Raw genomic sequence first — 24,325 nt, 5'->3', positions numbered from 1 at the left:
GCGCCGGGGGGGGGGGGGCGCCCCCCCCCCCACAAAAAACCCCGTCCGGCTTTTGAGTACGAGCGCGGCGCGCTAAGAGCCCGCCACCCCGTCCGGGGTGCCGCCCTCTTCGCTGCTCGGCCAGAACTGGTCAAGGCCCAGGGGCCAGGCTCAGTACCAGCCGTTAGCCTGCCAGTGGCTCCACGCGCCACACGGGCTGCCGTAGCGGTCCTTCATGTACTCGTGGCCCCACTTGATCTGGGTCTCGGGGTTGGTCTGCCAGTCGGCGCCGGCGGAAGCCATCTTGGAGCCGGGCAGAGCCTGGACGAGGCCGTACGCGCCGGACGAGGCGTTCTTGGCGTTGACGTCCCAGCCGCTCTCGTGGGAGACGATGCGGTCGAAGCACTGGAACTGCGCGTCGTCGGCGATCATCCGCTGCGCCACGGCCTTGGCCGAGTCGGACGTCGCAGCCGCCGGGGCGGCCTGGGCGGGGGCCGCGGCGAAGACCATGCCGGTGGCGGCAGCCGTGACGGCGCCGGCGGCGAGGGCCTTCTTGGGGGAGGCGATGCGGCGGAGGATGGAGACGGACACAGAGGGACCTTCCGGTGGGGAACAGGGCGGTCGCGGGCACGCCATGGTCACGCGGACCGTGGAGGGAATGCCTCGGCGCCGAGGCCCGGGTGGGCTCGTCGGCGCCGTGCGACTCATCCAGAGAAGCAGGGCTGTTACGCCGCCGCAATGACCCCTCTTACTAGTGGCACTCGCACCCGAGCCGGACGTCCCTCGTGTGAGCTGGGTCTCAATCCGCAGGTCAGCGCGGAGATTGGCGCGTACGCGACAAGGGGGCGCGCCCGCTAACCCCGGTAGTAGAGGACCAAAGTCCTGTGGGCCGCCTCACCCGCCACCCACCCGTTTCATCACAGAACGCGCAAGACCGTTCACCGCTGCGAGGGCTCGAATGTGACCGGCGTCTCGAACGCGGCCCGCCGGGTGGCCCGGCGCAGCGCCTTCAGGACGGCCGGGCCGAGCGTGACGCTGAGGACTACCGTGACGACGGCGCGGGGCAGGTCCCAGCCGAGGGAGGTGGCCAGGCAGTACGCGACGAAACGGGCGAGGTTCTCGCCGACCGGGTCGCCGGGGACGAAGGAGACGCCGGTGGCCAGGCCGCCGATGTAGGGCCAGCCCTGGAGGTTCATCACGGTGCCGTACAGGACGGAGGAGACCGCCCCGTACGCCCCGAGCATGTACAGCTCGCCCCGTCCGCGAATGGGGCCTCCCCTGCTCGAGCGCGGCCGAGAGCTTGGGGAAGTGTCGGGGCCCGGCAGCAGCCCCGCCCCCATGCACACCCACCCCATGGCCAGCATCTGGAACGGCATCCACGGGCCCACGCCCCCGGTGAGCAGCGCCGACGCGAACATCGACACCGCGCCGAGCACGAAGCCGAACCCCGGCCCCAGGACCCGCCCGCTCAGCACCATCAGGAAGAACATCGGCTCGATCCCGGCCGTGCCCGCGCCCAGCGGCCGCAGGGCCGCCCCGGCCGCGGCCAGCACGCCCAGCATCGCGATGGCCTTCGCGTCCAGGCCGACGTCCGCGATCGTCGCCACGACCACGCCGAGCAGAAGGGGAAGGAGCGCCGCGAACAGCCACGGCGCGTCCTTCGCGTGCGCGCTCAGCGAGGACTCGCCCCCGGCGAGCAGCGGCCACCCGAAGGCGACGACCCCGACAGCGCTCACCAGGGCCAGCGCGGCGATGGACCGCCACCCCAGCCGAACGGGGCGCACCTGCCCGCTACTCATCGGCCGCCTCCAGAGCCTCCAGGGCCTCCCGCACCTGCGTCACCGTCAGCCACGGCTGCGGCGCCAGGACCTTCGTGACCTGCGGTGCGAACGACGGGGACGACACCACGACGTCCGCCGTGGGGCCGTCGGCCACCACCTCGCCGTCGGCGAGGATCACCACCCGGTGGGCCAGCTCGGCGGCCAGTTCCACGTCGTGGGTGGCCAGGACGATGGCGTGGTCCCGGGCCGCGAGGTCGCGCAGAATCGTGACCAGGCGGGCCTTGGCCGCGTAGTCCAGGCCGCGGGTCGGCTCGTCGAGGAGGAGCAGGGGCGGGCGCGCGGTGAGGACGATCGCGAGGGCGAGGGCCAGGCGCTGGCCCTCGGACAGGTCGCGGGGGTGCGTGTCGTCCGCGATGCCGGGGACCAGCTCGGCCACCAGGGCCCGGCAGGTGCCGGGCGCCGCGTCCGCGTCGCGGTCGGCGGCGGCGCACTCGGCGGCGACCGTGTCCGCGTACAGCAGATCGCGCGGCTCCTGCGGTACGAGGCCGACGTGCCGGATCAGTTCGCGCGGCGGCATGCGGTGCGGAGCTGCGCCCCCGACCCGCACGGTCCCCGAGGTCGGCGCCAGCAGGCCGACCAGCGTGGACAGGAGGGTGGACTTGCCCGCGCCGTTGCGGCCCATCAGGGCGACGGTCTCACCGGGGGAGACGGCGAGGTCGATCCGGCGCAGGGCCTCGACCCGGCCCCGCAGCACGGCGAGCCCGCCGACCCGCGCGGCGGGGGCGGCAGGGGTGGCAGGGGTGGTCGCACCGGCCGGTGCGGCGCTCCCCGGCGTCACGGCCCCGGGCTTCGCACCACCCGGTCCAACCCCATGCGGCGCCGCGGCACGCGGCGTCAGCAACCGCTCCCGCAACCCCCCGGTCCGCCTCCGCGCGTCCCGCACCGTCAGCGGCAACGGGGACACCCCGGCTAGCCGCCCCAGGGCCACCACCGGCGGGAACACGGGGGAGACGGCCATCACCTCGGCGGGGTCGCCGAGGAGCGGGGGCTCGCCGGGGGCGGCGAGGAGGAGGACCTGGTCGGCGTACTGGACGACGCGTTCCAGGCGGTGCTCGGCCATCAGGACGGTGGTGCCGAGGTCGTGGACGAGGCGTTGGAGGACGGCGAGCACCTCCTCCGCGGCGGCGGGGTCGAGGGCCGACGTCGGTTCGTCGAGGACGAGGACGCGGGGGTGCGGGGTGAGGACGGAGCCGATCGCGACGCGCTGCTGCTGGCCGCCGGAGAGGGTGGTGATGGGGCGGTCGCGCAGGTCGGCGAGGCCGAGCAGGTCCAGGGTCTCCTCGACGCGGCGGCGCATCACGTCGGGGGCGAGGCCGAGGGACTCCATGCCGTACGCCAGCTCGTCCTCGACGGTGTCGGTGACGAAGTGGGCGAGCGGGTCCTGGCCCACCGTGCCGACCACGTCGGCCAGTTCGCGGGGCTTGTGGGTGCGGGTGTCGCGCCCGGCGACGGTCACGCGGCCGCGCAGGGTGCCGCCGGTGAAGTGCGGGACGAGGCCGCTGACCGTGCCGAGCAGGGTTGACTTGCCGACACCGGAGGGGCCGACGAGCAGCACCAGCTCGCCCTCGGGGACGGTCAGGTCGACGCCCTGGACGGTGGGCCCGGCGGCGCCCTCGTACCGTACCGAGACGTCCTCGAACCGGATCATGGGGACCATGGTCATGAGGTCTTCTCCTCGGCGGCGGTACGGGGGGCGCGGGTGGCGGCGCGGGCGGGCACGGGTGCCTCGGCGGGCGGTGGCACCGGGGCCACGAACGCCGGGAGCAGGCCGATCAGGACGGCCGCCGCGGGCAGCAGCGGCAGGGTGGGGGCGACCAGCGGGACCACCCCGGGGTGCAGGGCGGCGGCCGCGGCGGACGAGTTCGCGGCGATCATCAGGGCGGCGACCGCGGCACCGGAACCGGCGACCAGCCAGGCCCGCACCCCCCACCGGTCCGGCCGGTAGCGCGTGCGCACCGAGCGCCGCCCGCCGAGCCAGAGCCCGCCGAGCGCGGCAGCGAGCCCGACGGCGAGTACCGGCAGGCCGTACGTCGTGCCGTCCGCGGTGAGCAGCCCGTACGTACCCGCGCAGACCCCCATGAGGCCGCCGAGCGTCAGGACCGCCGTGATCCTGCGCACCCGCGCGGGCACGGCGGCGGTGCGGCCGAAGCCCCGCGCGTCCATCGCCGCGGCGAGGGCGACGGAGCGCTCGAGGGCGCCCTCCAGGACGGGCAGGCCGACCTGGAGCAGTCCCCGTACGCCCTTGTCCGGGCGGCCCCGCAGGCGGCGCGCGGCACGCAGGCGCTGGACGTCGCCGATCAGGTTCGGCGCGAACGTCATCGCGACGACGACGGCCACCCCGACCTCGTAGAGGGCCCCCGGAAGGGACTTGAGGAGGCGGGCCGGGCTGGCGAGGGCGTTGGCGGCGCCCACGCAGATCAGCAGGCCCGCCAGGCGCACCCCGTCGTACAGCGCGAAGACGATGCCCTCCGCGGTGACCCGGCCGCCGATGCGCACGCCCTGCGCCCAGTCCGGCAGCGGCACCTCGGGCAGCGTCACGATGAGGTGCGTGCCGGGGATCGGCGAGCCGAGGACGATCGCGAAGACCAGCCGGATGCCGATGACGACGAGGGCGATCTTCACGAACGCGCCGTAGGAGCGGGCCCACGGCGCGGACGTGCGCCGGGCCGCGACGACGTACCCGGCGACACCGATGAGCAGCCCGATCAGGAGCGGATTGGTGGTACGCGAAGCGGCCGTGGCGAGGCCGAGCGCCCACAGCCACCAGGCGCCCGGGTGCAGCGCGTTGGAGCGGTGTGCCCGGGGCGCGAGGCGCCGCCGCGGGACGGGCCGGTCGGGGGCCGTGTCAGCCACGGCGGCGGCGGGCCTGCCAGACGGCGGCGGCACCGAGCGCGGCGATCGCCGCGACCCCGGCGAGCAGGCCGACGGAGGGACCGCCGTCGTCCCCGCCGCCCCCGTCGCCCTGGGCCGACTCGCCCTTGTCGCCCTTGCCCCCGGACTCCTTGCCGGAGACCTGTTCGCCGCAGCCCTGCTTCGGGTAGTCGGCGATGGCGCACAGCAGCGCGGAGCTGTTGTAGCGCAGCGGCTCGGCGACGGCGGCGAGCGCGTCGGCGGTGGTCCCGTCGGAGTCGACCCGCGCGCACGCCGTACGCCTCTTCGGCGGCCGCTCGCCGCCCGGGGCGTCGTCCGGCGTGCCGAAGTCGATGACGAGGGCGAGGCGCTTCTGGCCGTCCTTCGCGGGCGTGTCCGCGCAGATCGTGTCGAAGTCGGCGGCGCCGCGCGGCTTCTCGGCGCTGCCGGAGTTGGCGGACACGGCGAACCGGAAGCCCTCGACGTCGCCGTCGTCGGGCCGGGCGATGGAGGGCCCCTGTGTCGCGTACACCCACGCGCCGTCGCTGCTGCCCTCGCCGCGCTGCCAGAAAGACCAGTAGCGGTAGTCGGCGGCGTGGGCGGGGCCCCCGGCGAGGAGCGCGGCGGGCAGGACGAGCAGCGCGGTGAGCAGGGCGGCCACCGTGAGGCGGCCGCGCCCCGGGTGGCGCCGGCTCACAGCTGGTTCTTCTTCTTGCGGCCGCTGAGCAGGAAGCCGATGCCCGCGCCCGCGACCAGGCCGACGCCGACGATCCACCAGACGCTGACGCCCGAGCCGTCGTCGTCCTTCTCGTCCTTCTCCTTGGCGCCCACGGTGACCTCGCTGACCGCCTTCGGCGTCGGGCCCTGCGCGTTGAGCTGCTTGACGAGGTCGGCGCCGCCGAAGTCGCGCACGTCCATGTCCGCGGCGAGGGCGGCGAAGACCAGCTGGGCGTAGGCGGCGGGGCCGCTGTCCTTGGCCCAGGCGGCGGAGTTCTCCGACAGCCACTCGCCGGACTTCTCGGCCTGCTCCCGCTGGCCCGCCGCGGCGAGCGCGACCACCGCGTCGGCGGTGTTGCCGACGTCCGGCTGGTCCTTCGCGCCGGGCATGGCGGAGGTGAGGTGGCCGGTCTTGGCGAGGGTGTTCAGGAGGTAGCCGGTGCCGTTGTCGGCGGCCTGCTCGGCCGTGCCGGGCTTCGCGCACTTCGGCGCGGAGTCGGCCTCCTTGCCCTTCGCGGGCACCAGGCCCTGGCCGAGGGCGCCGAGCACACCGGCCGCGGTCGCGTCGGCGTTCGGGGCGAGCTTGCCGGACTTGGCGTCGGCGAGGCCGAACGCGCCGCCGTCCTTGCCGCAGTCCATGGCGAGCTTCGTCAGCGCGTCGAGCGGCGACTTGCCCTTCTGGGACTTCACGGAGGCGGGCTTCTCACCGACGGCGGCGAAGGCGCCGACGACGATGCCGGTGGAGTTGGCGTCGCTGGGCAGGCCCGGGTTGTAGCCCCAGCCGCCGTCCTGGTTCTGCACGGACTTCAGCCAGTCCAGGCTCTTCTTCACCGTGTTCGACTCGTTGCCGACGGCGTGCAGCGCCTGGATCGCGGCGGCGGTGGAGTTCGAGTCGACCTGCGTCTTGGAGGTGCAGGGCTCGCTCGTGTCCGCGCGGTACGCCGCGTAGCCGCCGCTCGCGCACTGCTGGCCGGTGAGCCAGTCCACGGCCTTCGCGGCCGGGGTGACGCCCACCGTCTTCTGCGCGAGCAGGGCGTACGACTGCCGGAACACGCCGTCGAACTGCGGGTCCTTCTTGCCGTACAGGCCGGACGGCAGCGGCCCCTTGGGGGACGGCGAGGCGTCGTCGGCGAAGGCGGCCGGGGCGGCGGCGGTGCCGAGGGCGACGACGGCCACGGCCAGGGCAGCTGCGCTGCGGCGAACGTTCATGATGCGGCGGGTGCCTCTCCCTGCGGGGGGCCGGGCGGCACGGCACGGAGGGGCACCGGGCGGCTCCGGCTCCGTATACCTCGACGGTGCCGGCCATCGGCACGATCCGATGACGCGAGCCGGTCATGCGGCGGGCGAGGCATTCCGGCTTGCCACGACGGAATCCTCGTGGCATCACGGCTGCGGGTCAGCGCCGGACTTCCACCGGCTTCCCCTCGTACGCGCATGAGACGACCCGCCCACTCTACCGGCCCGTAGCCCGCCGCCCGGGGCCCGGCACGGCCGCCCGCCGTCCCCGCTCCGGCGCGCGCCCCGGCCAGGGGCGTGCCCCCGGGCGCGGTCTGGCAGGGGCAGCCGGGGCGGCGTTACGTTGGCCTGGGCCTCGGGTTGAGGGAGTTGAGGGGGAGCACGCATGGCGGGCACTGCGACAGCGCGAACCTCTGGTCCCTGCGGGCGTGACGGTGCCCGTGTCTGCCTTGTGACCGGCGCCGCGTCCGGCATCGGCCGGGCCGTCGCGCGCCGCCTCACAGGACGGGGCCACCGGGTCCTCGGCGCCGACATCAAGGACACCGACGGCGTCGACATCCAGGTCGACCTGGCGACCGCCGACGGGCGGGCGCTGCTCGCCGACGGCGCCGCCGAGCTGGGCGGCGGGCGGCTTGACGCGGTCGTGGCGTGCGCGGGGGTCGCCGCGTTCGACCCCGTCACCGTGCGGGTCAACGGCTTCGGCGCCATCGCCACGCTCGCGGGCCTGCGGCCGCTGCTCGCCGCGGGCCGCGACCCGCGTGCGCTCGCCGTGTCGTCGGTCGCCGCCGTCCACGAGACCGACCCGGCGATCGTCGCCGCCGTCCTCGCGGACGAGGAGGAGGCCGCCGTGTCCGCCGCGCGGGCCGCCGTCGACCGCGGCGAGGGCCGGCTCGTGTACGCCTCCGCGAAGCGCGCCCTTGTCCGCTGGGTGCGCCGGGCCGCGGTCACCGACGCCTGGGCGGGCGCCGGGATCCCCCTCAACGTCATCGCCCCCGGCATCATCCGCACCCCGCTCAGCCGCGCCATGCTGGAGGACCCCGAACTCCGCGCCGCCGCCGACGCGGGCGTCCCGATGCCCCTGCACGGCTACGCCGACCCCGAACAGGTCGCCCCGCTCGTCGACCACCTGATCGCGCCGGAGAACACCCACGTCACCGGCCAGGTGGTGTTCATCGACGGGGGCGCGGACGCGGTGCTGCGGGGGGACGAGGGCTGGTGACGGCCGCGTGCCGCTACGCCCCGCACGCCACGTACGTCACCGGATCGCTCCCCGGCACGGCCTCCGCACGCCCCAGCTTCACCAGGCGCCGCAGATGCGCCTCGGCCTCCGACACCGCGATGTTCCGTGAGCCGTAGGGGATGTCGGCCCAGGGCCGGTTCCACTCCATGTGCTCGGCGAGCTGCCAGGGGGTGCGGGGCTCGGTGAGCAGGGTGCGCAGGTGGCTGAGGCGGTCCTCGTGGTGCCGGATCAACTCCTGTACGCGCGGCCGGGCTTCGGCGAAGGCGTGCTGGTGGGCGGGCAGCACCTCGGCGACGCCGAGCCGCTCGACCCGCTCCAGGGAGTCCAGGTAGTCGCCGAGAGGATCGGTGACCGTGGAGTCGTCGGGGTCCTCGTAGAGGCCGATGTGCGGGGTGATGCCGGGCAGCAGGTGGTCGCCGGAGAAGAGGCGGCCGTGTCCGTGCAGTCCGGCCGGATGGGCCTCCTCCAGGTGCAGACAGACGTGGCCGGGGGTGTGCCCCGGGGTCCAGATCGCCCGCAGCGCGCGCCCCGCGAGGGGGACGAGCTCGCCGGGGGTGATGGACCGGTCGGGCAGGGCGGGGGCGAGGCCGGGGAGCCTCGGGGTGCGGCCCGCGTCCCGGGCGGCGAGCAGCGGGGCCACGTGCTCGGCGGGGGCGCCGGCGGCGGTGAGCTTGTCCGCCATGTACCCGTACCAGCGGGCGGGCGCGTGCTCGCGGGTGCGCCGGACGACGTCCGCGTCGGCGTCGTGCATGGCGATCCACGCCCCCGACGCCTCCCGCACCTTGGCGGAGAGCCCGTGGTGATCGGGGTGGTGGTGCGTGATCAGCACCCCGTGCACGTCCCCGACGTCGGCCCCGCACGCGGCGATCCCCGCGACGAGCGTGTCCCACGATCCCGGATCGTCCCAGCCGGTGTCGATCAGGACGGGCCCGCGATCGGTGTCCATGAGATACACGAGGGTGTGCCCGAGAGGGTTGTCGGGGATGGGCACCCGAATGCTCCACACGCCACCGCCATGTGCGATCACGTGCGCCTCGCTCGCCTGCGCCATTCGCTCCCCCTCGCCGCCGGGTGCCTAGCCCCGCCGCCTCTGCCGAGCCCGACTCGGGGCGGGCGCGCGGCCATTGCCCACTATAACTAGAACTGGTATCAGTTCTGAAACGGCGTCAGAAAGTGTTCGACAAGGTGTCCGAGCCGTAGCAGCAGCCGCAGCATTCGCAAGCATCCGCAGGAGGCAGTCAGTCATGACCGAGCTCGTGGAACACGGACAGCTGTTCATCGGCGGGGAGTTGGTCGACCCGCTCGGCAAGGACGTCATCGAGGTGGTCTCGCCGCACACCGGGGAGGTGTTCGCGCGGGTGCCGCACGCCGCGCCCGCGGATGTCGACCGGGCCGTCGCGGTGGCGCGGAAGGCGTTCGACGAGGGGCCCTGGCCGCGGATGTCGCTCGCCGAGCGGATCGAGGTCGTGGAGCGGATCAAGGACGGGGTGGGGGCGCGGCACGACGAGATCGCGCGGGTCATCAGCTCCGAGAACGGCACCCCGTACACGGCGTCGGTGATGGTGCAGGCGCTGTCGGCGATGATGGTGTGGGACGCGGCGATCACCACCGCGCGCGGCTTCACGTACGAGGAGGCGCGGGACGGGGCGCTCGGGAGGATCCTGGTGCGGCGCGAGCCCGTCGGGGTGGTCGCGGCCGTGGTCCCGTGGAACGTCCCGCAGTTCACCGCCGCCGCCAAGCTCGCGCCCGCCCTGCTCGCCGGGTGCCCGGTGATCCTGAAGACCTCGCCGGAGGCGCCGCTCGACGCCTACGTCCTCGCCGAGATCGCGGCGGAGGCGGGCCTGCCGGAGGGCGTGCTCTCGATCCTCTCGGCCGACCGGGAGGTGAGCGAGTACCTGGTCGCCCACCCGGGCGTCGACAAGGTGTCCTTCACCGGCTCCGTCGCCGCGGGCAAGCGCGTCATGGAGGTCTGCGCGCACAACCTCACCCGCGTCACCCTGGAACTCGGCGGCAAGTCGGCCGCCGTGATCCTCCCCGACGCCGACCTCGCGGGCGCCGTCGCCGGCATCGTGCCCTTCGCCTGGATGATCAACGGCCAGGCCTGTGTGGCCCAGACCCGCATCCTGCTCCCGCGCTCGCGCTACGACGAGTTCGCCGACGCCTTCGCCACCGCCGCGTCCGCCCTGAAGGTCGGCGACCCGATGGACCCGGAGACCGAGCTCGGCCCGCTGGTCGCCAAGCGCCAGCAGCGCCGCTCCCTCGACTACATCCGGATCGGACAGGAGGAGGGCGCCAAGATCCTCGCCGGGGGCGGCCGTCCCGCGGGGCTGGACCGGGGCTGGTACGTGGAGCCGACGCTCTTCGGCGGCGTCGACAACTCCATGCGCGTCGCCCGCGAGGAGATCTTCGGCCCCGTCATCTGCCTGCTGCCGTACGACGGCGAGGACGAGGCCGTGCGCATCGCCAACGACTCCGAGTACGGCCTCAGCGGCAGCGTGTGGACGGCCGACGTCGAGCGCGGCATCGACGTGGCGCGCCGGGTGCGCACCGGCACGTACTCCGTGAACGCCTTCAGCCTCGACATGCTCGGCCCCTTCGGCGGCTACAAGAACTCCGGTCTGGGGCGGGAGTTCGGCCCCGAGGGCTACGGCGAGTACTTCGAGCACAAGATGATCCACCTGCCCGCCGGGTACCAGGCCGCCGGTGACGGGGGCGGTGCCTGATGGGCGACCGCTGGCACGTCGAGGTCGACCGGTCGGTGTGCATCGGCTCCGGGATGTGCGTGGGCACCGCGCCGGACGGCTTCACCCTCGACACCGCCCGCCAGTCGCACCCCACGCACCCCGAGACGGACGCCGCCGAGAAGATCCTCGAGGCGGCCGAGAGCTGCCCCGTCGAGGCCATCACCATCACCCTGCTCGGCACCGGGGAGGTGGTGTTTCCGCCGGAGGACTAGGGCCTGCCCGACGGGTCGGCGAGCCCCCGGCACTCACGGCCCTGCGCGGGCCACGTCCATCGGACGCCCACCGCGTGCTCGAAGTCCGCTCGAACGTGACTTAACGCATGAGTTCCGCACGGTGAGTCGATGACAGTCGTGACTGTCCGGCCCCCGCTGTGTCCTGGAAGTCTCATCGCGACACAGCGCGGGGAGGGGACCCATGGACAAGCGGTACGAGGTCTACTGTCTGGCCGACAGACACTTCTACGAGACCCCGGACCGGCTGTCCGCGCCCGCACTGGGCGACACGGTGTACGCGACCGCCCGCCGCGCCGTCCCCGAGGGATGGCGCTCCGAGCGCGCCGGGGACTGGCTGACCCTGGTGCCCGTCGACGACGAGGGCACCGCGCTGCCCGCGCCCCAGCAGGGCTGGAAGATCCATGTCTCCGCCACCCGGGCCGACGCCGACGAGATCGCCGCGGCCGTCTGGGACTACTGCGTGCCGCGCCGGGTGCCGTTCAAGTTCGTGCCGGGCCCGGCGCTGCTCCTGCTGCGCAACAGCAAGTACGCGGGCCGCGACAAGAGCGGCAAGTTCATCACCGTCTACCCCGCCGACGAGCAGCAACTGCACACCGTACTGCGGGAGCTGGGCGAGATCCTCGACGGCCGCGAGGGGCCCTACGTCCTCACCGATCTGCGCTGGGGCGAGGGCCCGCTGTACGTGCGCTACGGCGCTTTCACGCGCCGCGTGTGCGACGACGGGCGCGGCCGGATGGTCCCCGCGATCGAGGACGACGAGGGCCGGCTCGTGCCGGACTCGCGCGAGCCAGCCTTCAAGGTGCCCGCCTGGGTGACCCTGCCCGACTTCCTGAAGCCGCACCTCGACGCCCGCGACGCGACCAACGTCAAGGACCTCCCGTACCGCATGGAGAAGGCCCTGCACTTCTCCAACGGCGGTGGCGTGTACGTCGGCACGGACACCCGCGACGGCCGCAAGGTCGTCCTGAAGGAGGGCCGCCCGCACGCCGGGCTCGCCGCCGACGGCGCCGACGCCGTCACCCGCCTGGAACGCGAGAAGGACGCCCTGGAGCAGCTGTCCGGGCTCGGCGTCGCCCCCGAGGTGCGGGACTGGTTCGAACTCGGCGGCCACCGCTTCCTCGTCATGGACTTCCTGGAGGGCCGCACCCTCAACTCCTTCTTCGCCGACCGCCATCCGCTGTGCGTGCACGAGCCGTCCGCCGAGGACGTCTCCGCGTACACCCGCTGGGCGCTGCGGATCCACGCCCTCGTGGAGGAGGCGGTGGCGGCCGTGCACGCGCGCGGCGTCGTCTTCAACGACCTGCACCTGTTCAACATCATGGTCGCGCCCGACGAACAGTCCGTCTCGCTCCTGGACTTCGAGGCCGCCGCCGGAGTGGACCAGCCGGGACGCCAGGCCGTCGCGCACCCCGGCTTCGTCGCGCCCGCCGACCGCAGCGGCACCGGCATCGACCGCTACGCCCTGGCCTGTCTGCGCCTGGCCCTGTTCCTGCCCGTCACCACGCTCCTGGTCATCGACCGCGAGAAGGCGGCGCACTTGGCGGAGGTGATCGCGAGCGAATTCCCCGAGGTGCCCCAGGAGTTCCTGGACCAGGCGGTCGCGGAGATCACGGGCGCGCCCCGGGTGCGCCCGACCGGCTCGGGCCGACGCGTGCGGGACTTCGTCGTCGATCCGCGGGACTGGCCCCGCAGCCGGGACTCCATGACCGCGGCCCTCCTCGCCTCCGCCACGCCGGAGCGCGACGACCGGCTCTTCCCCGGCGACGTCGGGCAGTTCGCCGAGGGCGGCGGGCTCGGCCTCGCGTACGGCGCGGCCGGAGTCCTCTACGCACTGGCCGAGACCGGCGCGCAGCGGTACGAGGAGGGCGAGCACTGGCTCCTGAAGCACACCGCCCCGGTCCCCGCGGGCACCCCGCTCGGCCTGCACGACGGCATCGCGGGCATCGCCCACGTCCTGGACCGCCTCGGCCACCGCACCCGCGCCCTCGACCTCGTCGGCCTGGTCCTGGACGAGAACTGGGAGCGGCTCTCGTCCGACCTGTACGGCGGCCTCGCCGGACTCGGCCTCGTCCTGGACGGCCTGGCCCGCTCCACGGGCGAGCGGGACCTCGACGAGCACGCGCTGCGGGCGGCCCGGATCCTGGCCGGCCGGATGGTGGCGGCGGAGGCGGCGGTGGCGGAGGGCGCGGCCGCCCCGGGTGGATCGCGGCGCGCCGGATTGCTGCGCGGCGCCGCGGGACCCGCCCTGTTCTTCCTCAGGCTGTACGACCGCCACGGCGCCCCCGGCTTCCTCGACCTGGCCGCCCAGGCCCTGCGCGCGGACCTCGCCCGGTGCGTGCCGCAGCGCGACGGGGGGCTCGCCGTCGACGAGGGCTGGCGCACCATGCCCTACCTGGGCGACGGCAGCGTCGGCATCGGGATGGTCCTCGACGACTACCTCACCCACCGCCACGACGAGCAGTTCGCCGCCGCCCGCACCGGCATCCTGACCGCGGCGAGCTCCCGCTTCTGCGCGCACCCCGGGCTCGTCCAGGGCCGCGCGGGGATGGTCCTGCACCTGAGCCGCACCCGGCACGCGCCGGGGGCGGGCGGCGGGACCGGGCCGGGCACGGACGGCGCGGCCGAGGCGAGCGGCGCGGCCGACGCGGCTTTGACCGCCGCCCGCCTCGACGGCCAGATCGACGGCCTCGGCTGGTTCGCCATGCCGTACGAACGCCATCTCGCCTTCCCCGGCAACCAGTTGCTGCGTCTGTCCATGGACCTGCACACCGGCACCGCGGGCTGTCTGCTCGCCCTCGGCGCCGCGCTCGACACCGAACGGCCACCCGGCGCCCGCGCCCACCTGCCGTTCCTGCCGCCCCTGAAGCGGCCCACAGACCGGCCCCGCCGCACGGCGGGACCGTGAAAAACGCACCACCCGCACGGCAAGCACCACACAACGCACCATGTCCCCATAGAGAAAGGCACGACGATGGCGCTTCTCGACCTGCAGAGCATGGAGACCGACGAGATGACCGGTGGTGGCGGCGGCCACGGCGGCGGCAGCCAGGTCAGCCTGCTGCTCTGCGCCAGCCAGGCGAGCGTCCTGCTTTGTCTGTGAGCTCACGTCAGTGACGGGCCCGGGCGGTGCCACCTCGGTGGGCCGCCCGGGCTCGACAGCTTCCGAGCCGTCCGGGCCCGACAGCTTCCGAGAGGTCCCGCCCCGCCATGCCGACCACCGAACAGGCCGCACAGCGCCGCCTGTTGACCGATTCAACCCGGTACAACACGGCACGCTGCCTCGTCCTGTGCCTGCTCAGCCTCGCGGGAACGGGCGCGGGCCTGCTCCTTCCACTCGCCATCGGACGCGCGCTCGACGCCCTGCTCGCCGGGGGCGACGCGAGCGGCTGGGTGCTGTGGTGCGCCGTCCTCGTCGGCGTCATGGCCGCCCTGGACGCCTGCGAGGAAGTGCTCTCCGCGACCACGGCCGCCCGCACCACCCTGTGGCTGCGCGGCCGCCTCGTCCGGCACGTCCTCGGCGTCGGACCGCGCGCCACCGCCCGCTTCCCGGCCGGGGACCTGGTGGCCCGCCTCGTCGGCAGCGCGGCGCAGGCGGGTACCGCTCCCGCCGTGCTCGCCGGGCTCTTCGCGGCCGTCGCCGCACCCGTCGGCGCCGTCGTGGCGCTCGGCCTCATCGACTTCTGGCTCGCGGCCGTCTTCCTCGGCGGGGCGCCGGTCCTGGTGCTGCTCCTGCGGGCGTTCACCCGGGCCTCGTCGGACTGCGTCGCCCGGTACCAGACCATCCAGGGCGACATCGCGGGCCGCCTCACCGAGGCGATCGGCGGGGCCAGGACCATCGCCGCCGCGCACACCGAGCGCAAGGAGGCCGCGCGGGTCCTCGCGCCGCTGCCCGAACTCGCCCGCCAGGGCGTGCGCATGTGGCACGTGCAGGCCCGCTCGCAGGCCCAGGCCGTCGCGCTCGCGCCGCTCCTGCAGATCGGCGTCGTCGCCGTGTCCTGCTATCTGATCCTCCACCACCGCCTGTCGGTGGGGGAGTTGCTCGCCGCCGTACGGTACGCGGCGCTCGCCACCGGCGTCGGCGTCCTGGTCGGCCAGCTCGGCGGTCTGGTGCGGGCCAAGGCCGCCGCGGGCAGGCTCGCCGAGGTCCAGGAGGAACCGGCCACGCGCCACGGCGACACACGGCTCCCCGCCGGGAAGGGTGCCCTGGAGCTGCGGGGCGTCACCGCCCGGCGCGGCGGGCGCACCGTGCTCGACGGCGTCGACCTGACCGTCCCCGGCGGGCACACCGTCGCCGTCGTCGGCCGCTCCGGCGCGGGCAAGTCGCTGCTCGCCGCCCTCGCGGGCCGCCTCGCCGACCCCGACCGGGGGACGGTGCTCCTGGACGGCGTACCGCTGCCGGACCTCAGCCGCGAGGAGCTGCGCCGGCACGTCGGCTACGCCTTCGAGCGGCCCGCCCTGCTCGGCGCCACCATCGAGGACACCATCGGCTTCGGCGAACCCCGGCCGGGCCGCGACAGCGTCCGGCGCGCCGCCGACGCCGCCTGCGCCGACGGGTTCGTGCGCAGCCTGCCCGAGGGCTACGCCACCGCCTGCGCCGCCGCGCCCCTGTCCGGCGGCGAGGCCCAACGCCTGGGCCTGGCCCGCGCGTTCGCCCGGGGCGGGCGGCTCCTCGTCCTCGACGACGCCCTCTCCAGCCTGGACACGGTCACCGAACACCGCGTCGCGGAGGCCCTGTTGCGCACCACGCCGTCCCGCACCCGCCTGATCGTCGCCCACCGCGCCGCCACCGCGGCCCGCGCGGACGCCGTGGCCTGGCTCGACGGCGGCCGGATCCGCGCCTTCGACAGCCACGAGCGACTGTGGCGACTCCCGGACTACCGAAGGGCGTTCGAGCAGGTGGAGGACGAGGGGGACGTGCGGGACGTGGGGGACGCGCGCGGTGAAGGCGGCGAGGGGGCGGGGAAGTGACGCGCGTGGGGCGAGTGGACGCGGTCAAGGGCGACGGGGCCGTGAGGGGCGGCCGGGACGACGGGGTCGCCGAGGTCGGCGGGGTCGGCAGGGCCGGCAGCGGCCCGGTGGCCCAGGGCGGCCCGGCCGCCGGTGGCGTCCGTGCGGGCACGGGCACGTACGCCCGCGGCGCCCGCTTCCTGCGCGAGCGCCGATGGGTGGTCGCGCAGATCGCCTTCTGGTCCGTCCTGGAGACCGGCCAGACCTTCCTCACCGGGTACGCCCTGGCCCGCGCCCTCGACGACGGGTTCCTCGCCGGGCGGGGGGCCGTCGGGCTCGGCTGGCTGCTCGCCGCCGCGGGCGGGGTGCTCGTCGCGGCGTACGGCACGGGGAAGGTGTTCCGCGCCGTGGCCCGCCTCGTCGAGCCGATGCGGGACGCGCTCGTGCGGCACGTCGTGGCGCGCGGCATCGAGGAGGCCGACAGCGCCGCCGTGTCCCGGCTCACCCAGCAGGTGGAGACCGCGCGGGACACCTTCGCGGGCCTGGTGATGGTGTCGCGCTCCTTCGTGTTCACCGCCGTCGGCGCACTGATCGGCCTGTGCACCCTGGCCCCGCTGCTCGTCCTGGTGGTGGCGCCGCCCCTGGTCGCGGGCGTCGGCCTGTTCATCCTGACCCTGCGCCCGCTGGCCCGCCGCCAGGAGGACTACCTGGCCGCCGACGAGGCCATCGCGACCGAACTGGGCGCCGTCTGCCCCGGGTTGCGGGACGTCACCGCCGCGGGCGCCGAGGAGCCGACCGCCGCCGCCGTCGAGGACCGCCTCACCACCGAGTACGAGACGTCCCGCACCCTGGCCCGCTGGTCCGTCGTCCGCATCGCCTCCCTCGCCCTCGGCGGCCAGCTCCCCATCGTGCTGCTGCTGGCCACCGGCCCCTGGCTCCTGTCCCACGACGTCACCGCGGGCGAACTGGTCGGCGCCCTCACCTACGTCACCCAGGCCCTCCTGCCGGCCCTGCACAACCTGGTCCACGGCCTGGGCTCGGCGGGCACACGCCTGGTGGTGATCCTGCGGAGGCTGGTGCCGGAGGGGACGGGGGAGCCCGGGGGTGCGCTGCCGCCGCCCGAAGCCGGGGCCGAAGCCGGGGCTGGAGCCGGAGTCGAGGCCGGAGTCGAGGCCGGAGCCGAGCCCGAGACCACCGGCCCGTCCCTCACCAAGACCCCCACCGGACCCACTGGACCCACTGGACCCACCGAACCCATCGGTCCCACCGACCTCACAAGCTCTACTGACCTCACCAGCCTCACCCCACCTCCCACCCCACCCCCGGCCCTCCACCTCACCTCCGTCACCTTCGCCTACGGCCCGCACGCCGAACCCGTCATCCGCGACCTGGACCTCGTCCTGCCGCGCGGCGGTCACCTGGCCGTCGTGGGGCCGAGCGGGGTCGGCAAGTCGACGCTCGCGGGCCTGGTCGCGGGGATGCTGGCGCCAGGGAGCGGCAGTGTGCGGGTGGCCGGGCGGGACGCGCGGGACGGGAGGGCCGTGGCGCGGCGGGTGCTCATCCCGCAGGAGGCATATGTGTTCGGCGGCACCCTGGGGGAGAACCTGCGCTACCTGCGGCAGGACCCGGTGCCGGACGCCGAACTCCTCGACGCCGCGCACGCCGTGGGCCTCGGGCCGCTCGCCGAGCGCGTCGGCGGCCTCGGGGCGCGGCTCGACCCGGCCGCCCTCTCGGCGGGCGAGCGCCAGTTGATCGCCCTGACCCGCGCCTATGTCGCGCACGCGGAGCTGGCCGTGCTCGACGAGGCCACCTGTCATCTGGACCCGGAGGCGGAGTCCCGGGCCGAGCGTGCCTTCGCCGCCCGGCCCGGCGGCACCCTGGTGGTCGTCGCGCACCGCATCAGCTCGGCCCGCCGTGCCGACCGCGTCCTGGTCCTCGACGGACCCCGTACGGACTGCGGCCGCCACGGCGAACTGCTCAAGCGGTCGGAGCTGTACCGCGACCTGGCGGGCAACTGGAACCCGGCGGCCGCCTCGCAGCCGGTCCTGCCCTGATCACACCCACCCCTCCCCTAAGGAGATCCGGATCGCGTCGACCTTGTTGCGCGCGCCGGTCTTGCGGGTGATGGCGGCCATGTAGTTGCGCACCGTGCCGTTCGACAGATGCAGCCGGCGCGCTATCTCGGCGACGGAAGCCCCACCGGCGGCCAACGACAGCACGCTCAACTCGCGCTGGGTCAGCGGCATCTGAGCGGCCTTCAGAAATCCGAAGCCGAGCGATTCGTCGACGTACCGCACCCCGGACGCCACCTGTCTGATGCCGGTGAGCAACTGCTCGGGCACGCTCGCCTTGTCGACGAAGCCGATCGCGCCCGCCTCCACGGCCCGGCGCAGCAGTCCCGGCCGGTGCGCCGAGGCGAGGACGAGCAGCGGGCAGCGGGCGCCCGCGCCGGTCGCGGTGGTCTTGAGTTCACCGAGCGGCGCCAGCGCGTACCCGGTCTCGCAGTCGAGGTCGGCGACGCACAGATCGGGCCGTACCGAGCCCAGACGGCGCCGGGCGGCCCCCCATGGCGTGTGGAACACCTCCAAGTCGGGCTCACGGGCGAGTCGTTCCGCCAGAGCCGATCGCAGCAGACAGGCGTCGTGCACGAGAAGTACGCGGATCACGTTCTGCCCCTCCAGCACCGTGCTCCTCCAGCTTGCGGTTCCGGGCCGCGTCACTCGCCCCTCCTGACCGAGTCCCACCCGAGCGCCGTCCGAACCGCACCTGGTGCCCCGGCCCCGGCCGTTCGCCGGGGTGCCGAGCGTTGCGCAGACCATTGAAAGCCGTAGTGCCTCTGTCATGAACGCTGAGAACTGGCCAAGGGGATGCCAAGGGGGCGCATATGTCTGAACCAAGTGCGCCCCCTGTGCGACAGCTCATCGGCCGGAAGCACACACTCCGCCCCTACGTGGTGTCACTGAGCCCCTACGATGCGTCGGCGCCGCGGGCGGGTGCGATCAGGCCGGGGCGGGCGTCAGGCGGAGTCGGGCGCCGTCAGGTCGATCAGCCGGCAGACCATCTCGATGTCGATCTTGACCTGGGCGATCGAGGCGCGCCCCGAGAGCCAGGTGATCAGCGCGGAGTGCCAGGTGTGCTCGATGACCCGCACCGCGGAGAGCTGGGCGGCGGTCGGCGGTCCGTCCAGGCCCATGGCATCCAGGACGATCGCCGTGGTGAGCCGCGAGACCGTGTCGACCTCCGGGCTCACCGAGCGGTCGGCGAAGGTGAGGGCGCGCACCATGGCGTCCGCGAGGTGCGGCTCGCGCTGGAGGGCGCGGAAGGCCCGCATCAGGGTCTCCGCGACCCGCTCCGCCGGGGTCTCCCCGGCCGGGGGGCGCTTGCGCAGGGTGGTGTGCATGTGCTGCAGCTGGTCCTGCATGGTCGCGACGAGCAGATGCACCTTCGACGGGAAGTAGCGGTAGAGCGTGCCGAGGGCGACGCTCGATGACTCCGCCACCTCCCGCATCTGGACCGCGTCGAAGCCGCCCCGGCTCGCCAGTTGGGCGCTCGCGTGCAGGATGCGGCGGCGGCGCGCCTCCTGGCGCTCGGTGAGGGGCGGCGACGCCGGATGTGCCGCGCTCGCTCCAGCCGTCTTCGCGTCAGCCGTCATAGTCCCGTCGCCCCGTCAGTCCCGTCGGCGGTGTCCATCGGTCCCGCCCCGTGCCCGTACCGTTCCCGTCCTGCTCCCGTCCATCGGGACCGCACAGCATGGCAGGGCGGCCGCCGTGGCGCGAATCACCTGATCCGGACCTTCCGGCCCGGCTACCTGCCGGTAGATTCGAGCGGGTCCGGCGATCAAGGACGATCATGACAGGAACAAGTCTGAAACTTGTTCTACATTACCGTCCCGGCGTAATCTCGCGGACAACTGAAGGCAGAAGGGGGCCAGAGTGACCGCTGAGGCCATGGAGGCGGGTCCCCTTCCGGGGCCGGTGCCGGGTGCGACACCGGGCACGACGCCGGACGTGCCCCCGGGCGCGGCCGCCGACGGCGAGAGCCCGCTGCGCATCGCGCTCCTCACGTACAAGGGGAACCCGTTCTGCGGCGGCCAGGGTGTCTACGTACGCCACCTCTCCCGCGAGCTGGTCCGCCTCGGTCACCGCGTCGAGGTCATCGGCGCGCAGCCCTACCCCGTGCTCGACGAGGGCGAGGACCTGCGCGGCCTCGGCCTGACCGAGCTGCCGAGCCTGGACCTCTACCGCTCACCCGACCCCTTCCGCACCCCCAAGCGCGACGAGTACCGCGACTGGATCGACGCCCTCGAAGTGGCGACGATGTGGACCGGTGGGTTCCCCGAGCCGGTCACCTTCAGCCTGCGCGCCCGCCGCCACCTGCGCGCCCGGCGCGGCGAGTTCGACGTCGTGCACGACAACCAGACCCTCGGCTACGGCCTCCTCGGCGACCTCGGCGCCCCCCTCGTGACGACCGTCCACCACCCCATCACCGTCGACCGCCGCCTGGAGCTCGACGCCGCGCCGGACTGGAAGCGCCGCGCGTCGGTCCGCCGCTGGTACGCGTTCACACGGATGCAGAAGCGCGTGGCGCGACGCCTGCCGTCGATCCTCACGGTGTCCGGCACCTCGCGCCAGGAGATCGTCGACCACCTCGGCGTCCGCCGCGACCGGATTAACGTCGTCCACATCGGCGCCGACACGAACCTGTTCTCGCCCGACCCGGCGGTGCCCGAGGTGCCGGGCCGGATCGTGACGACGTCCAGCGCGGACGTACCGCTGAAGGGTCTGATCCACCTCGTCGAGGCGCTCGCCAAGGTCCGCACCGAGAACCCCGCCGCGCACCTCGTCGTCGTCGGCAAGCGCGCCGAGGACGGCCCGGTGGCGCAGGCCATCGAGAAGTACGGCCTCGAAGGCTCCGTGGAGTTCGTCAAGGGCATCACCGACGAGGAGCTCGTCGACCTGGTCCGCTCGGCCCAGATCGCCTGCGTCCCCTCGCTGTACGAGGGCTTCTCGCTGCCCGCCGCCGAGGCCATGGCGACGGGGACGCCGCTGCTCGCCACGACCGGCGGGGCGATCCCGGAGGTCGCGGGCCGCGACGGCGACACCTGCCTCGCGGTGCCCCCGGGCGACGCGGGCGCGCTCGCCGCGGGCCTGAACCGGCTCCTCGGCGACCCGGAGCTGCGGGCGCGGCTCGGCGCCGCCGGCCGGGCCCGGGTCCTCGCCAAGTTCACCTGGGCCCGCGCCGCCCAGGGCACCGCGGAGCTGTACCGCGCGGCGATCGACCGCTCCGCGGGCCGGGGCGCCGCCCGTGCGGTGGCCCGCGGCCACGCGCTGCCGACGGCCGGGGCCGCGGCCCGCGGCGAAGTTGCAGGACCTCAACCCGAAAGCAGGGCCACGTGCTGACCGTCGACTTCACCCGCTTCCCGCTCGCCGCGGGTGACCGCGTGCTTGACCTGGGCTGCGGGGCGGGCCGTCACGCCTTCGAGTGTTACCGGCGCGGCGCCCGGGTGGTCGCCCTGGACCGGAACGCGGAGGAGATCCGCGAGGTCGCCAAGTGGTTCGCGGCGATGAAGGAGGCGGGCGAGGCCCCGGCGGGCGCGACCGCCACGGCCATGGAGGGCGACGCCCTCAACCTGCCCTTCCCCGACGAGTCGTTCGACGTCGTGATCATCTCCGAGGTGATGGAGCACATCCCGGACGACAAGGGCGTGCTCGCCGAGATGGTCCGGGTCCTCAAGCCGGGCGGCCGGATAGCCGTGACCGTGCCCCGCTACGGCCCGGAGAAGGTCTGCTGGGCGCTCAGTGACGCCTACCACGAGGTCGAGGGCGGCCACATCCGCATCTACAAGGCCGACGAACTGCTCGCGAAAATGCGGGAGTCGGGCCTCAAGCCGTACGGCACGCACCACGCGCACGGCCTGCACTCGCCGTACTGGTGGCTGAAGTGTGCGTTCGGCGTCGACAACGACAAGGCGTTGCCGGTGCGGGCGTACCACAAGCTCCTGGTCTGGGACATCATGAAGAAGCCGCTGGCGACGAAGGTCGCCGAGCAGGCGCTCAACCCGCTGATCGGCAAGAGCTTCGTGGCGTACGCGACCAAGCCGCACCTGCCCGCCGCCGCGACCGCCTCTGACGCAGTGGCCCCTGCCGACACCGCCACCCCCGACCGTGCCGCCGCCGACGACGCGAAGGCCGGGGCGTGACGATTCCCGAGCGCACCGAACGCCTGGTCCTGCCCGGTGTTCTGACGGCCGATCAGGCGACGGCGACGGTCCGCGGCATCCTCGCCGTCCAGCGCGAGGACGGCGCCATACCCTGGTTCCGCGGCCACCACCTCGACCCGTGGGACCACACCGAGGCCGCCATGGCCCTGGACGCCGCCGGCGAGCACGCGGCCGCCGCCCGCGCCTACGAGTGGCTGGCCCGGCACCAGAACCCGGACGGCTCCTGGTACGCGGCGTACGCCGACGGCGACCCCGACGACGTCACCGACCGCGGCCGCGAGACCAACTTCTGCGCGTACGTGGCCGTCGGCGTCTGGCACCACTACCTGAGCACCGGCGACGAGGCCTTCCTCGACCGGATGTGGCCGGTCGTCGTCGCGGCCGTCGAGTTCGTCCTCGAACTCCAGCAGCCCGGCGGCCAGATCGGCTGGAAGCGGGACCCCGACGGCACCCCGGTGCCGGACGCCCTGCTCACCGGCTGCAGTTCCGTCTACCAGGCGCTGCGCTGCGCCCTCGCCCTCGCCGACCTGCGCGACGACCCGCAGCCGGACTGGGAGCTCGCGACCGGCGCCCTCGGCCACGCGATCCGCCGCCACCCCGAGCGCTTCCTCGACAAGGACCGCTACTCCATGGACTGGTACTACCCGGTCCTCGGCGGCGCGGTCACAGGACCGGAGGCCAAGTCCCGCATAGAGGACGGCTGGGACCGCTTCGTCGTCCCCGGCCTCGGCGTGCGCTGTGTGCACCCCAACCCGTGGGTGACCGGCGGCGAGAGCGCCGAACTCGCCCTGACGCTCTGGGCACTCGGCGAATCCGACCGCGCCCTGGACGTCCTCAAGTCCATCCAACACCTGCGTGACCCCGAGTCGGGCCTCTACTGGACGGGATACGTCTTCGAGGACGCCGCGATCTGGCCCGTCGAGCTCACCACCTGGACGGCGGGCTCGCTGCTCCTCGCGGTCGCGGCACTCGGCGGCGACGAGGCGACGTGCGGGGTGTTCTCGGGGACGGGGCTGCCGGTGGGCCTGGACCCGGACTGCTGCGCCTGAGCGCGGGGGCCTGTCGCGGGCTCGCCCATCGGGTCGGCTCGGATTGACGCTCAGTGCCGCCGCAGCCGCCCCGCGAGGAAGTGCCCCGCGACGAGGTAGACGACCGCCGCGAGGCCGTACCCCGCGACCACGCGGGCCCAGCGCTCGTCGAACGTGAACAGGTCGTGCGACCAGCTCGCGAGCCAACGCGCGGCATCATGCACGACCTGTACGAGGTCATTGGCACGGTTGGCGTCCAACAGGTCCATCAGGACCCACAGGGCGAGGATGAAGGCCATCACGTCCGCGATGACGACGATGACCTTGGCGGCTTCCGTGGTGCGTTGTTTGTGTACGGGGGACATGGGGGGCGGGTACCGGGGGAGGGGTGGCCGAAACCTGGGGGGTGCCACCCCGTCGGCCGCGCCCCGGTGGCGGGCCGGGCCCGGCCGGGTGAGGCTGGCGGCGGCCGCCCCCACCCCGCCCGGAGGTCACCGTGCCCCGCTCCCTGCTCCGCGCCCTCGTCCCCCTGCTCCTCTGCGCCCTCCTCGCGGGCACGACGGCGGCGTGCGGCGGCAACGACAAGGACTCCTCCGCGAGCGCTACGAGCACGGTCGAACGCCAGAAGCTCGCGAAGACCCGGTTCGTCGCCAACGCGGGGCTCGCCGCCGGGGCCACGTACCAGTGGATCGTGAAGCCCTACCGCGCGGGCACCTTCGCCTCCGGCGCCGACGGCCGCCGCTTCGCCCTCATCAAGGCGGGCCTCGCCGGGGCGTTCACCTACAACCGCCTCAAGGCCGCGCTGCGCAACGCCAAGGGCGACCCGACCCTGGCCAAGGCCGTCGCCCCGCTCACCGCCGGGATCGACGCCCTCAAGGACCTCCCCTCCAAGCTCCGCAAGGGCGACTCCACCGAGTCCGTGGTGAAGTCCTTCGACGGCGCCATCACCAAGGTGAAGGACGCGGGCAAGGACGCCGGGGCCGAGGTCACGAACAAGGTGCCGTCGGCGGGGGAGCTGGCGAAGGGGTGAGGGTGGGGGCCTTGCCGGGGGCTCCCCAATCCCGCCCCTTCACCGAAACTGGGGCTCCGCCCCAGACCCCGCTCCTCAAACGCCGGAGGGGCTGAAACTTACCGGCACATTTTCTAGCCCGTCCGGCGTTTGAGGACGAGGCGCGGAGCGCCGACAGCGGGGGTCCGGGGGCGCAGCCCCCGGTTTCGGGAAAGGGGTGGGCTTGGGGAGCCCCCGGCAGGGAACAACCCGCACCCCCCATGACACACCGTCATTCCCCC

At 74.2% G+C, this 24,325-nt stretch carries 21 protein-coding genes and 1 riboswitch; of the genes, 11 read left to right on the top strand and 10 right to left on the bottom strand.

Annotated elements, in window-relative coordinates; genetic code table 11:
- Window positions 1-150 precede the first annotated feature (150 nt).
- From ACFVHO_RS37020 to ACFVHO_RS36995, 6 genes are all read right to left on the bottom strand, one after another.
- A complete protein-coding gene (locus ACFVHO_RS37020) occupies window positions 151-615 on the bottom strand; it encodes a transglycosylase SLT domain-containing protein (protein ID WP_385724768.1) in 465 nt (154 codons plus the stop codon).
- 302 nt (window positions 616-917) lie between these two features.
- Entirely contained in the window at window positions 918-1,778 is an 861-nt protein-coding gene (locus ACFVHO_RS37015) for an ECF transporter S component (RefSeq protein ID WP_385724766.1), read from the bottom strand.
- Window positions 1,771-3,468, bottom strand: coding sequence for an ABC transporter ATP-binding protein (locus ACFVHO_RS37010; protein WP_385724775.1), 1,698 nt, complete (start codon window positions 3,466-3,468; stop codon window positions 1,771-1,773). The genes ACFVHO_RS37015 and ACFVHO_RS37010 overlap by 8 nt, the downstream gene beginning before the upstream one ends.
- An 11-nt stretch (window positions 3,469-3,479) precedes the next feature.
- The gene (locus ACFVHO_RS37005) at window positions 3,480-4,673 is read right to left on the bottom strand and encodes an energy-coupling factor transporter transmembrane component T (RefSeq protein ID WP_385724764.1); all 1,194 of its coding nucleotides are present in this window, start codon (window positions 4,671-4,673) and stop codon (window positions 3,480-3,482) included.
- Window positions 4,666-5,367 carry an SCO2322 family protein gene (locus ACFVHO_RS37000; protein ID WP_385724762.1) on the bottom strand — a complete coding sequence of 234 codons (702 nt, stop codon included), beginning with the start codon at window positions 5,365-5,367 and terminating at the stop codon, window positions 4,666-4,668. Before ACFVHO_RS37000 ends, ACFVHO_RS37005 begins: the two co-directional genes overlap by 8 nt.
- Window positions 5,364-6,596, bottom strand: a complete 1,233-nt coding sequence (locus ACFVHO_RS36995) for a prenyltransferase/squalene oxidase repeat-containing protein (protein ID WP_385724760.1) — start codon at window positions 6,594-6,596, stop codon at window positions 5,364-5,366. The genes ACFVHO_RS37000 and ACFVHO_RS36995 overlap by 4 nt, the downstream gene beginning before the upstream one ends.
- A 115-nt stretch (window positions 6,597-6,711) precedes the next feature.
- Window positions 6,712-6,850, bottom strand: a riboswitch (cobalamin riboswitch).
- A gap of 224 nt (window positions 6,851-7,074) precedes the next feature.
- On the opposite strand from ACFVHO_RS36995, the gene ACFVHO_RS36990 reads away from it, so the two are divergent.
- A complete protein-coding gene (locus ACFVHO_RS36990) occupies window positions 7,075-7,842 on the top strand; it encodes an SDR family oxidoreductase (protein ID WP_385724759.1) in 768 nt (255 codons plus the stop codon).
- 13 nt (window positions 7,843-7,855) lie between these two features.
- Here the strand turns inward: ACFVHO_RS36990 and ACFVHO_RS36985 are convergent, their stop codons facing one another.
- On the bottom strand, window positions 7,856-8,914 hold the full coding sequence (locus tag ACFVHO_RS36985; RefSeq protein ID WP_385724757.1) for an MBL fold metallo-hydrolase: 1,059 nt from the start codon (window positions 8,912-8,914) through the stop codon (window positions 7,856-7,858).
- Window positions 8,915-9,107: 193 nt separating this feature from the next.
- On the opposite strand from ACFVHO_RS36985, the gene ACFVHO_RS36980 reads away from it, so the two are divergent.
- The 6 genes from ACFVHO_RS36980 to ACFVHO_RS36955 all read left to right on the top strand — a co-directional run bounded on the left by ACFVHO_RS36980 (window position 9,108) and on the right by ACFVHO_RS36955 (window position 17,841).
- The gene (locus ACFVHO_RS36980) at window positions 9,108-10,586 is read left to right on the top strand and encodes an aldehyde dehydrogenase (protein ID WP_385724755.1); all 1,479 of its coding nucleotides are present in this window, start codon (window positions 9,108-9,110) and stop codon (window positions 10,584-10,586) included.
- Window positions 10,586-10,819 carry a ferredoxin gene (locus ACFVHO_RS36975; RefSeq protein ID WP_385724753.1) on the top strand — a complete coding sequence of 78 codons (234 nt, stop codon included), beginning with the start codon at window positions 10,586-10,588 and terminating at the stop codon, window positions 10,817-10,819. Before ACFVHO_RS36980 ends, ACFVHO_RS36975 begins: the two co-directional genes overlap by 1 nt.
- Window positions 10,820-11,021: 202 nt before the next feature.
- Entirely contained in the window at window positions 11,022-13,745 is a 2,724-nt protein-coding gene (lanKC, locus tag ACFVHO_RS36970) for a class III lanthionine synthetase LanKC (protein WP_385724751.1), read from the top strand.
- A 66-nt stretch (window positions 13,746-13,811) separates the two neighbouring features.
- The gene (locus ACFVHO_RS36965) at window positions 13,812-13,940 is read left to right on the top strand and encodes a SapB/AmfS family lanthipeptide (RefSeq protein WP_385724749.1); all 129 of its coding nucleotides are present in this window, start codon (window positions 13,812-13,814) and stop codon (window positions 13,938-13,940) included.
- A 107-nt stretch (window positions 13,941-14,047) separates the two neighbouring features.
- Window positions 14,048-15,808 (top strand): ABC transporter ATP-binding protein, encoded by a 1,761-nt coding sequence (locus ACFVHO_RS36960; RefSeq protein WP_385724747.1) that lies wholly within the window; start codon window positions 14,048-14,050, stop codon window positions 15,806-15,808.
- 5 nt (window positions 15,809-15,813) lie between these two features.
- Entirely contained in the window at window positions 15,814-17,841 is a 2,028-nt protein-coding gene (locus ACFVHO_RS36955) for an ATP-binding cassette domain-containing protein (protein WP_385724746.1), read from the top strand.
- Here ACFVHO_RS36955 and ACFVHO_RS36950 read toward each other — a convergent pair whose 3' ends face one another.
- Together ACFVHO_RS36950 and ACFVHO_RS36945 are read right to left on the bottom strand one after the other, a co-directional pair.
- Window positions 17,842-18,453 carry a LuxR C-terminal-related transcriptional regulator gene (locus ACFVHO_RS36950; RefSeq protein ID WP_385724744.1) on the bottom strand — a complete coding sequence of 204 codons (612 nt, stop codon included), beginning with the start codon at window positions 18,451-18,453 and terminating at the stop codon, window positions 17,842-17,844.
- A 350-nt stretch (window positions 18,454-18,803) separates the two neighbouring features.
- Window positions 18,804-19,439: a TetR family transcriptional regulator gene (locus tag ACFVHO_RS36945; protein ID WP_385724742.1), complete on the bottom strand. Its 636-nt coding sequence runs from the start codon at window positions 19,437-19,439 to the stop codon at window positions 18,804-18,806.
- Between the two features lie 280 nt (window positions 19,440-19,719).
- Between ACFVHO_RS36945 and ACFVHO_RS36940 the strand changes: the two genes are divergently transcribed.
- Genes ACFVHO_RS36940 through ACFVHO_RS36930 form a run of 3 tightly spaced genes read left to right on the top strand, consistent with a single transcriptional unit; the run spans window position 19,720 to window position 23,056 of the window.
- Complete coding sequence (locus ACFVHO_RS36940) at window positions 19,720-21,186, top strand: glycosyltransferase family 4 protein (protein WP_385724741.1); 1,467 nt, start codon at window positions 19,720-19,722, stop codon at window positions 21,184-21,186.
- Window positions 21,180-21,986 (top strand): class I SAM-dependent methyltransferase, encoded by an 807-nt coding sequence (locus tag ACFVHO_RS36935; RefSeq protein WP_385724739.1) that lies wholly within the window; start codon window positions 21,180-21,182, stop codon window positions 21,984-21,986. Before ACFVHO_RS36940 ends, ACFVHO_RS36935 begins: the two co-directional genes overlap by 7 nt.
- Complete coding sequence (locus ACFVHO_RS36930; protein ID WP_385724737.1) at window positions 21,983-23,056, top strand: prenyltransferase; 1,074 nt, start codon at window positions 21,983-21,985, stop codon at window positions 23,054-23,056. Before ACFVHO_RS36935 ends, ACFVHO_RS36930 begins: the two co-directional genes overlap by 4 nt.
- A 50-nt stretch (window positions 23,057-23,106) precedes the next feature.
- Here ACFVHO_RS36930 and ACFVHO_RS36925 read toward each other — a convergent pair whose 3' ends face one another.
- Entirely contained in the window at window positions 23,107-23,400 is a 294-nt protein-coding gene (locus ACFVHO_RS36925) for a hypothetical protein (RefSeq protein ID WP_385724736.1), read from the bottom strand.
- Window positions 23,401-23,531: 131 nt separating this feature from the next.
- Between ACFVHO_RS36925 and ACFVHO_RS36920 the strand changes: the two genes are divergently transcribed.
- A complete protein-coding gene (locus ACFVHO_RS36920; RefSeq protein WP_385724734.1) occupies window positions 23,532-24,065 on the top strand; it encodes a hypothetical protein in 534 nt (177 codons plus the stop codon).
- Window positions 24,066-24,325: the final 260 nt, after the last annotated feature.

The organism is Streptomyces sp. NPDC127108 (genome assembly GCF_042677545.1).
Classification (GTDB): Bacteria; Actinomycetota; Actinomycetes; order Streptomycetales; family Streptomycetaceae; genus Streptomyces.
This window is presented reverse-complemented; position numbering and strand designations above follow the sequence as displayed.

Bases quoted from the DNA above. Each gene is read 5' to 3' on its own strand.
- ACFVHO_RS37020 (WP_385724768.1), bottom strand. From the start codon at position 615: ATGGCGTGCCCGCGACCGCCCTGTTCCCCACCGGAAGGTCCCTCTGTG.
- ACFVHO_RS37015 (WP_385724766.1), bottom strand. From the start codon at position 1,778: ATGAGTAGCGGGCAGGTGCGCCCCGTTCGGCTGGGGTGGCGGTCCATC.
- ACFVHO_RS37010 (WP_385724775.1), bottom strand. From the start codon at position 3,468: ATGATCCGGTTCGAGGACGTCTCGGTACGGTACGAGGGCGCCGCCGGG.
- ACFVHO_RS36995 (WP_385724760.1), bottom strand. From the start codon at position 6,596: ATGAACGTTCGCCGCAGCGCAGCTGCCCTGGCCGTGGCCGTCGTCGCC.
- ACFVHO_RS36985 (WP_385724757.1), bottom strand. From the start codon at position 8,914: ATGGCGCAGGCGAGCGAGGCGCACGTGATCGCACATGGCGGTGGCGTG.
- ACFVHO_RS36980 (WP_385724755.1), top strand. From the start codon at position 9,108: ATGACCGAGCTCGTGGAACACGGACAGCTGTTCATCGGCGGGGAGTTG.
- ACFVHO_RS36975 (WP_385724753.1), top strand. From the start codon at position 10,586: ATGGGCGACCGCTGGCACGTCGAGGTCGACCGGTCGGTGTGCATCGGC.
- lanKC (WP_385724751.1), top strand. From the start codon at position 11,022: ATGGACAAGCGGTACGAGGTCTACTGTCTGGCCGACAGACACTTCTAC.
- ACFVHO_RS36965 (WP_385724749.1), top strand. From the start codon at position 13,812: ATGGCGCTTCTCGACCTGCAGAGCATGGAGACCGACGAGATGACCGGT.
- ACFVHO_RS36960 (WP_385724747.1), top strand. From the start codon at position 14,048: ATGCCGACCACCGAACAGGCCGCACAGCGCCGCCTGTTGACCGATTCA.
- ACFVHO_RS36945 (WP_385724742.1), bottom strand. From the start codon at position 19,439: ATGACGGCTGACGCGAAGACGGCTGGAGCGAGCGCGGCACATCCGGCG.
- ACFVHO_RS36925 (WP_385724736.1), bottom strand. From the start codon at position 23,400: ATGTCCCCCGTACACAAACAACGCACCACGGAAGCCGCCAAGGTCATC.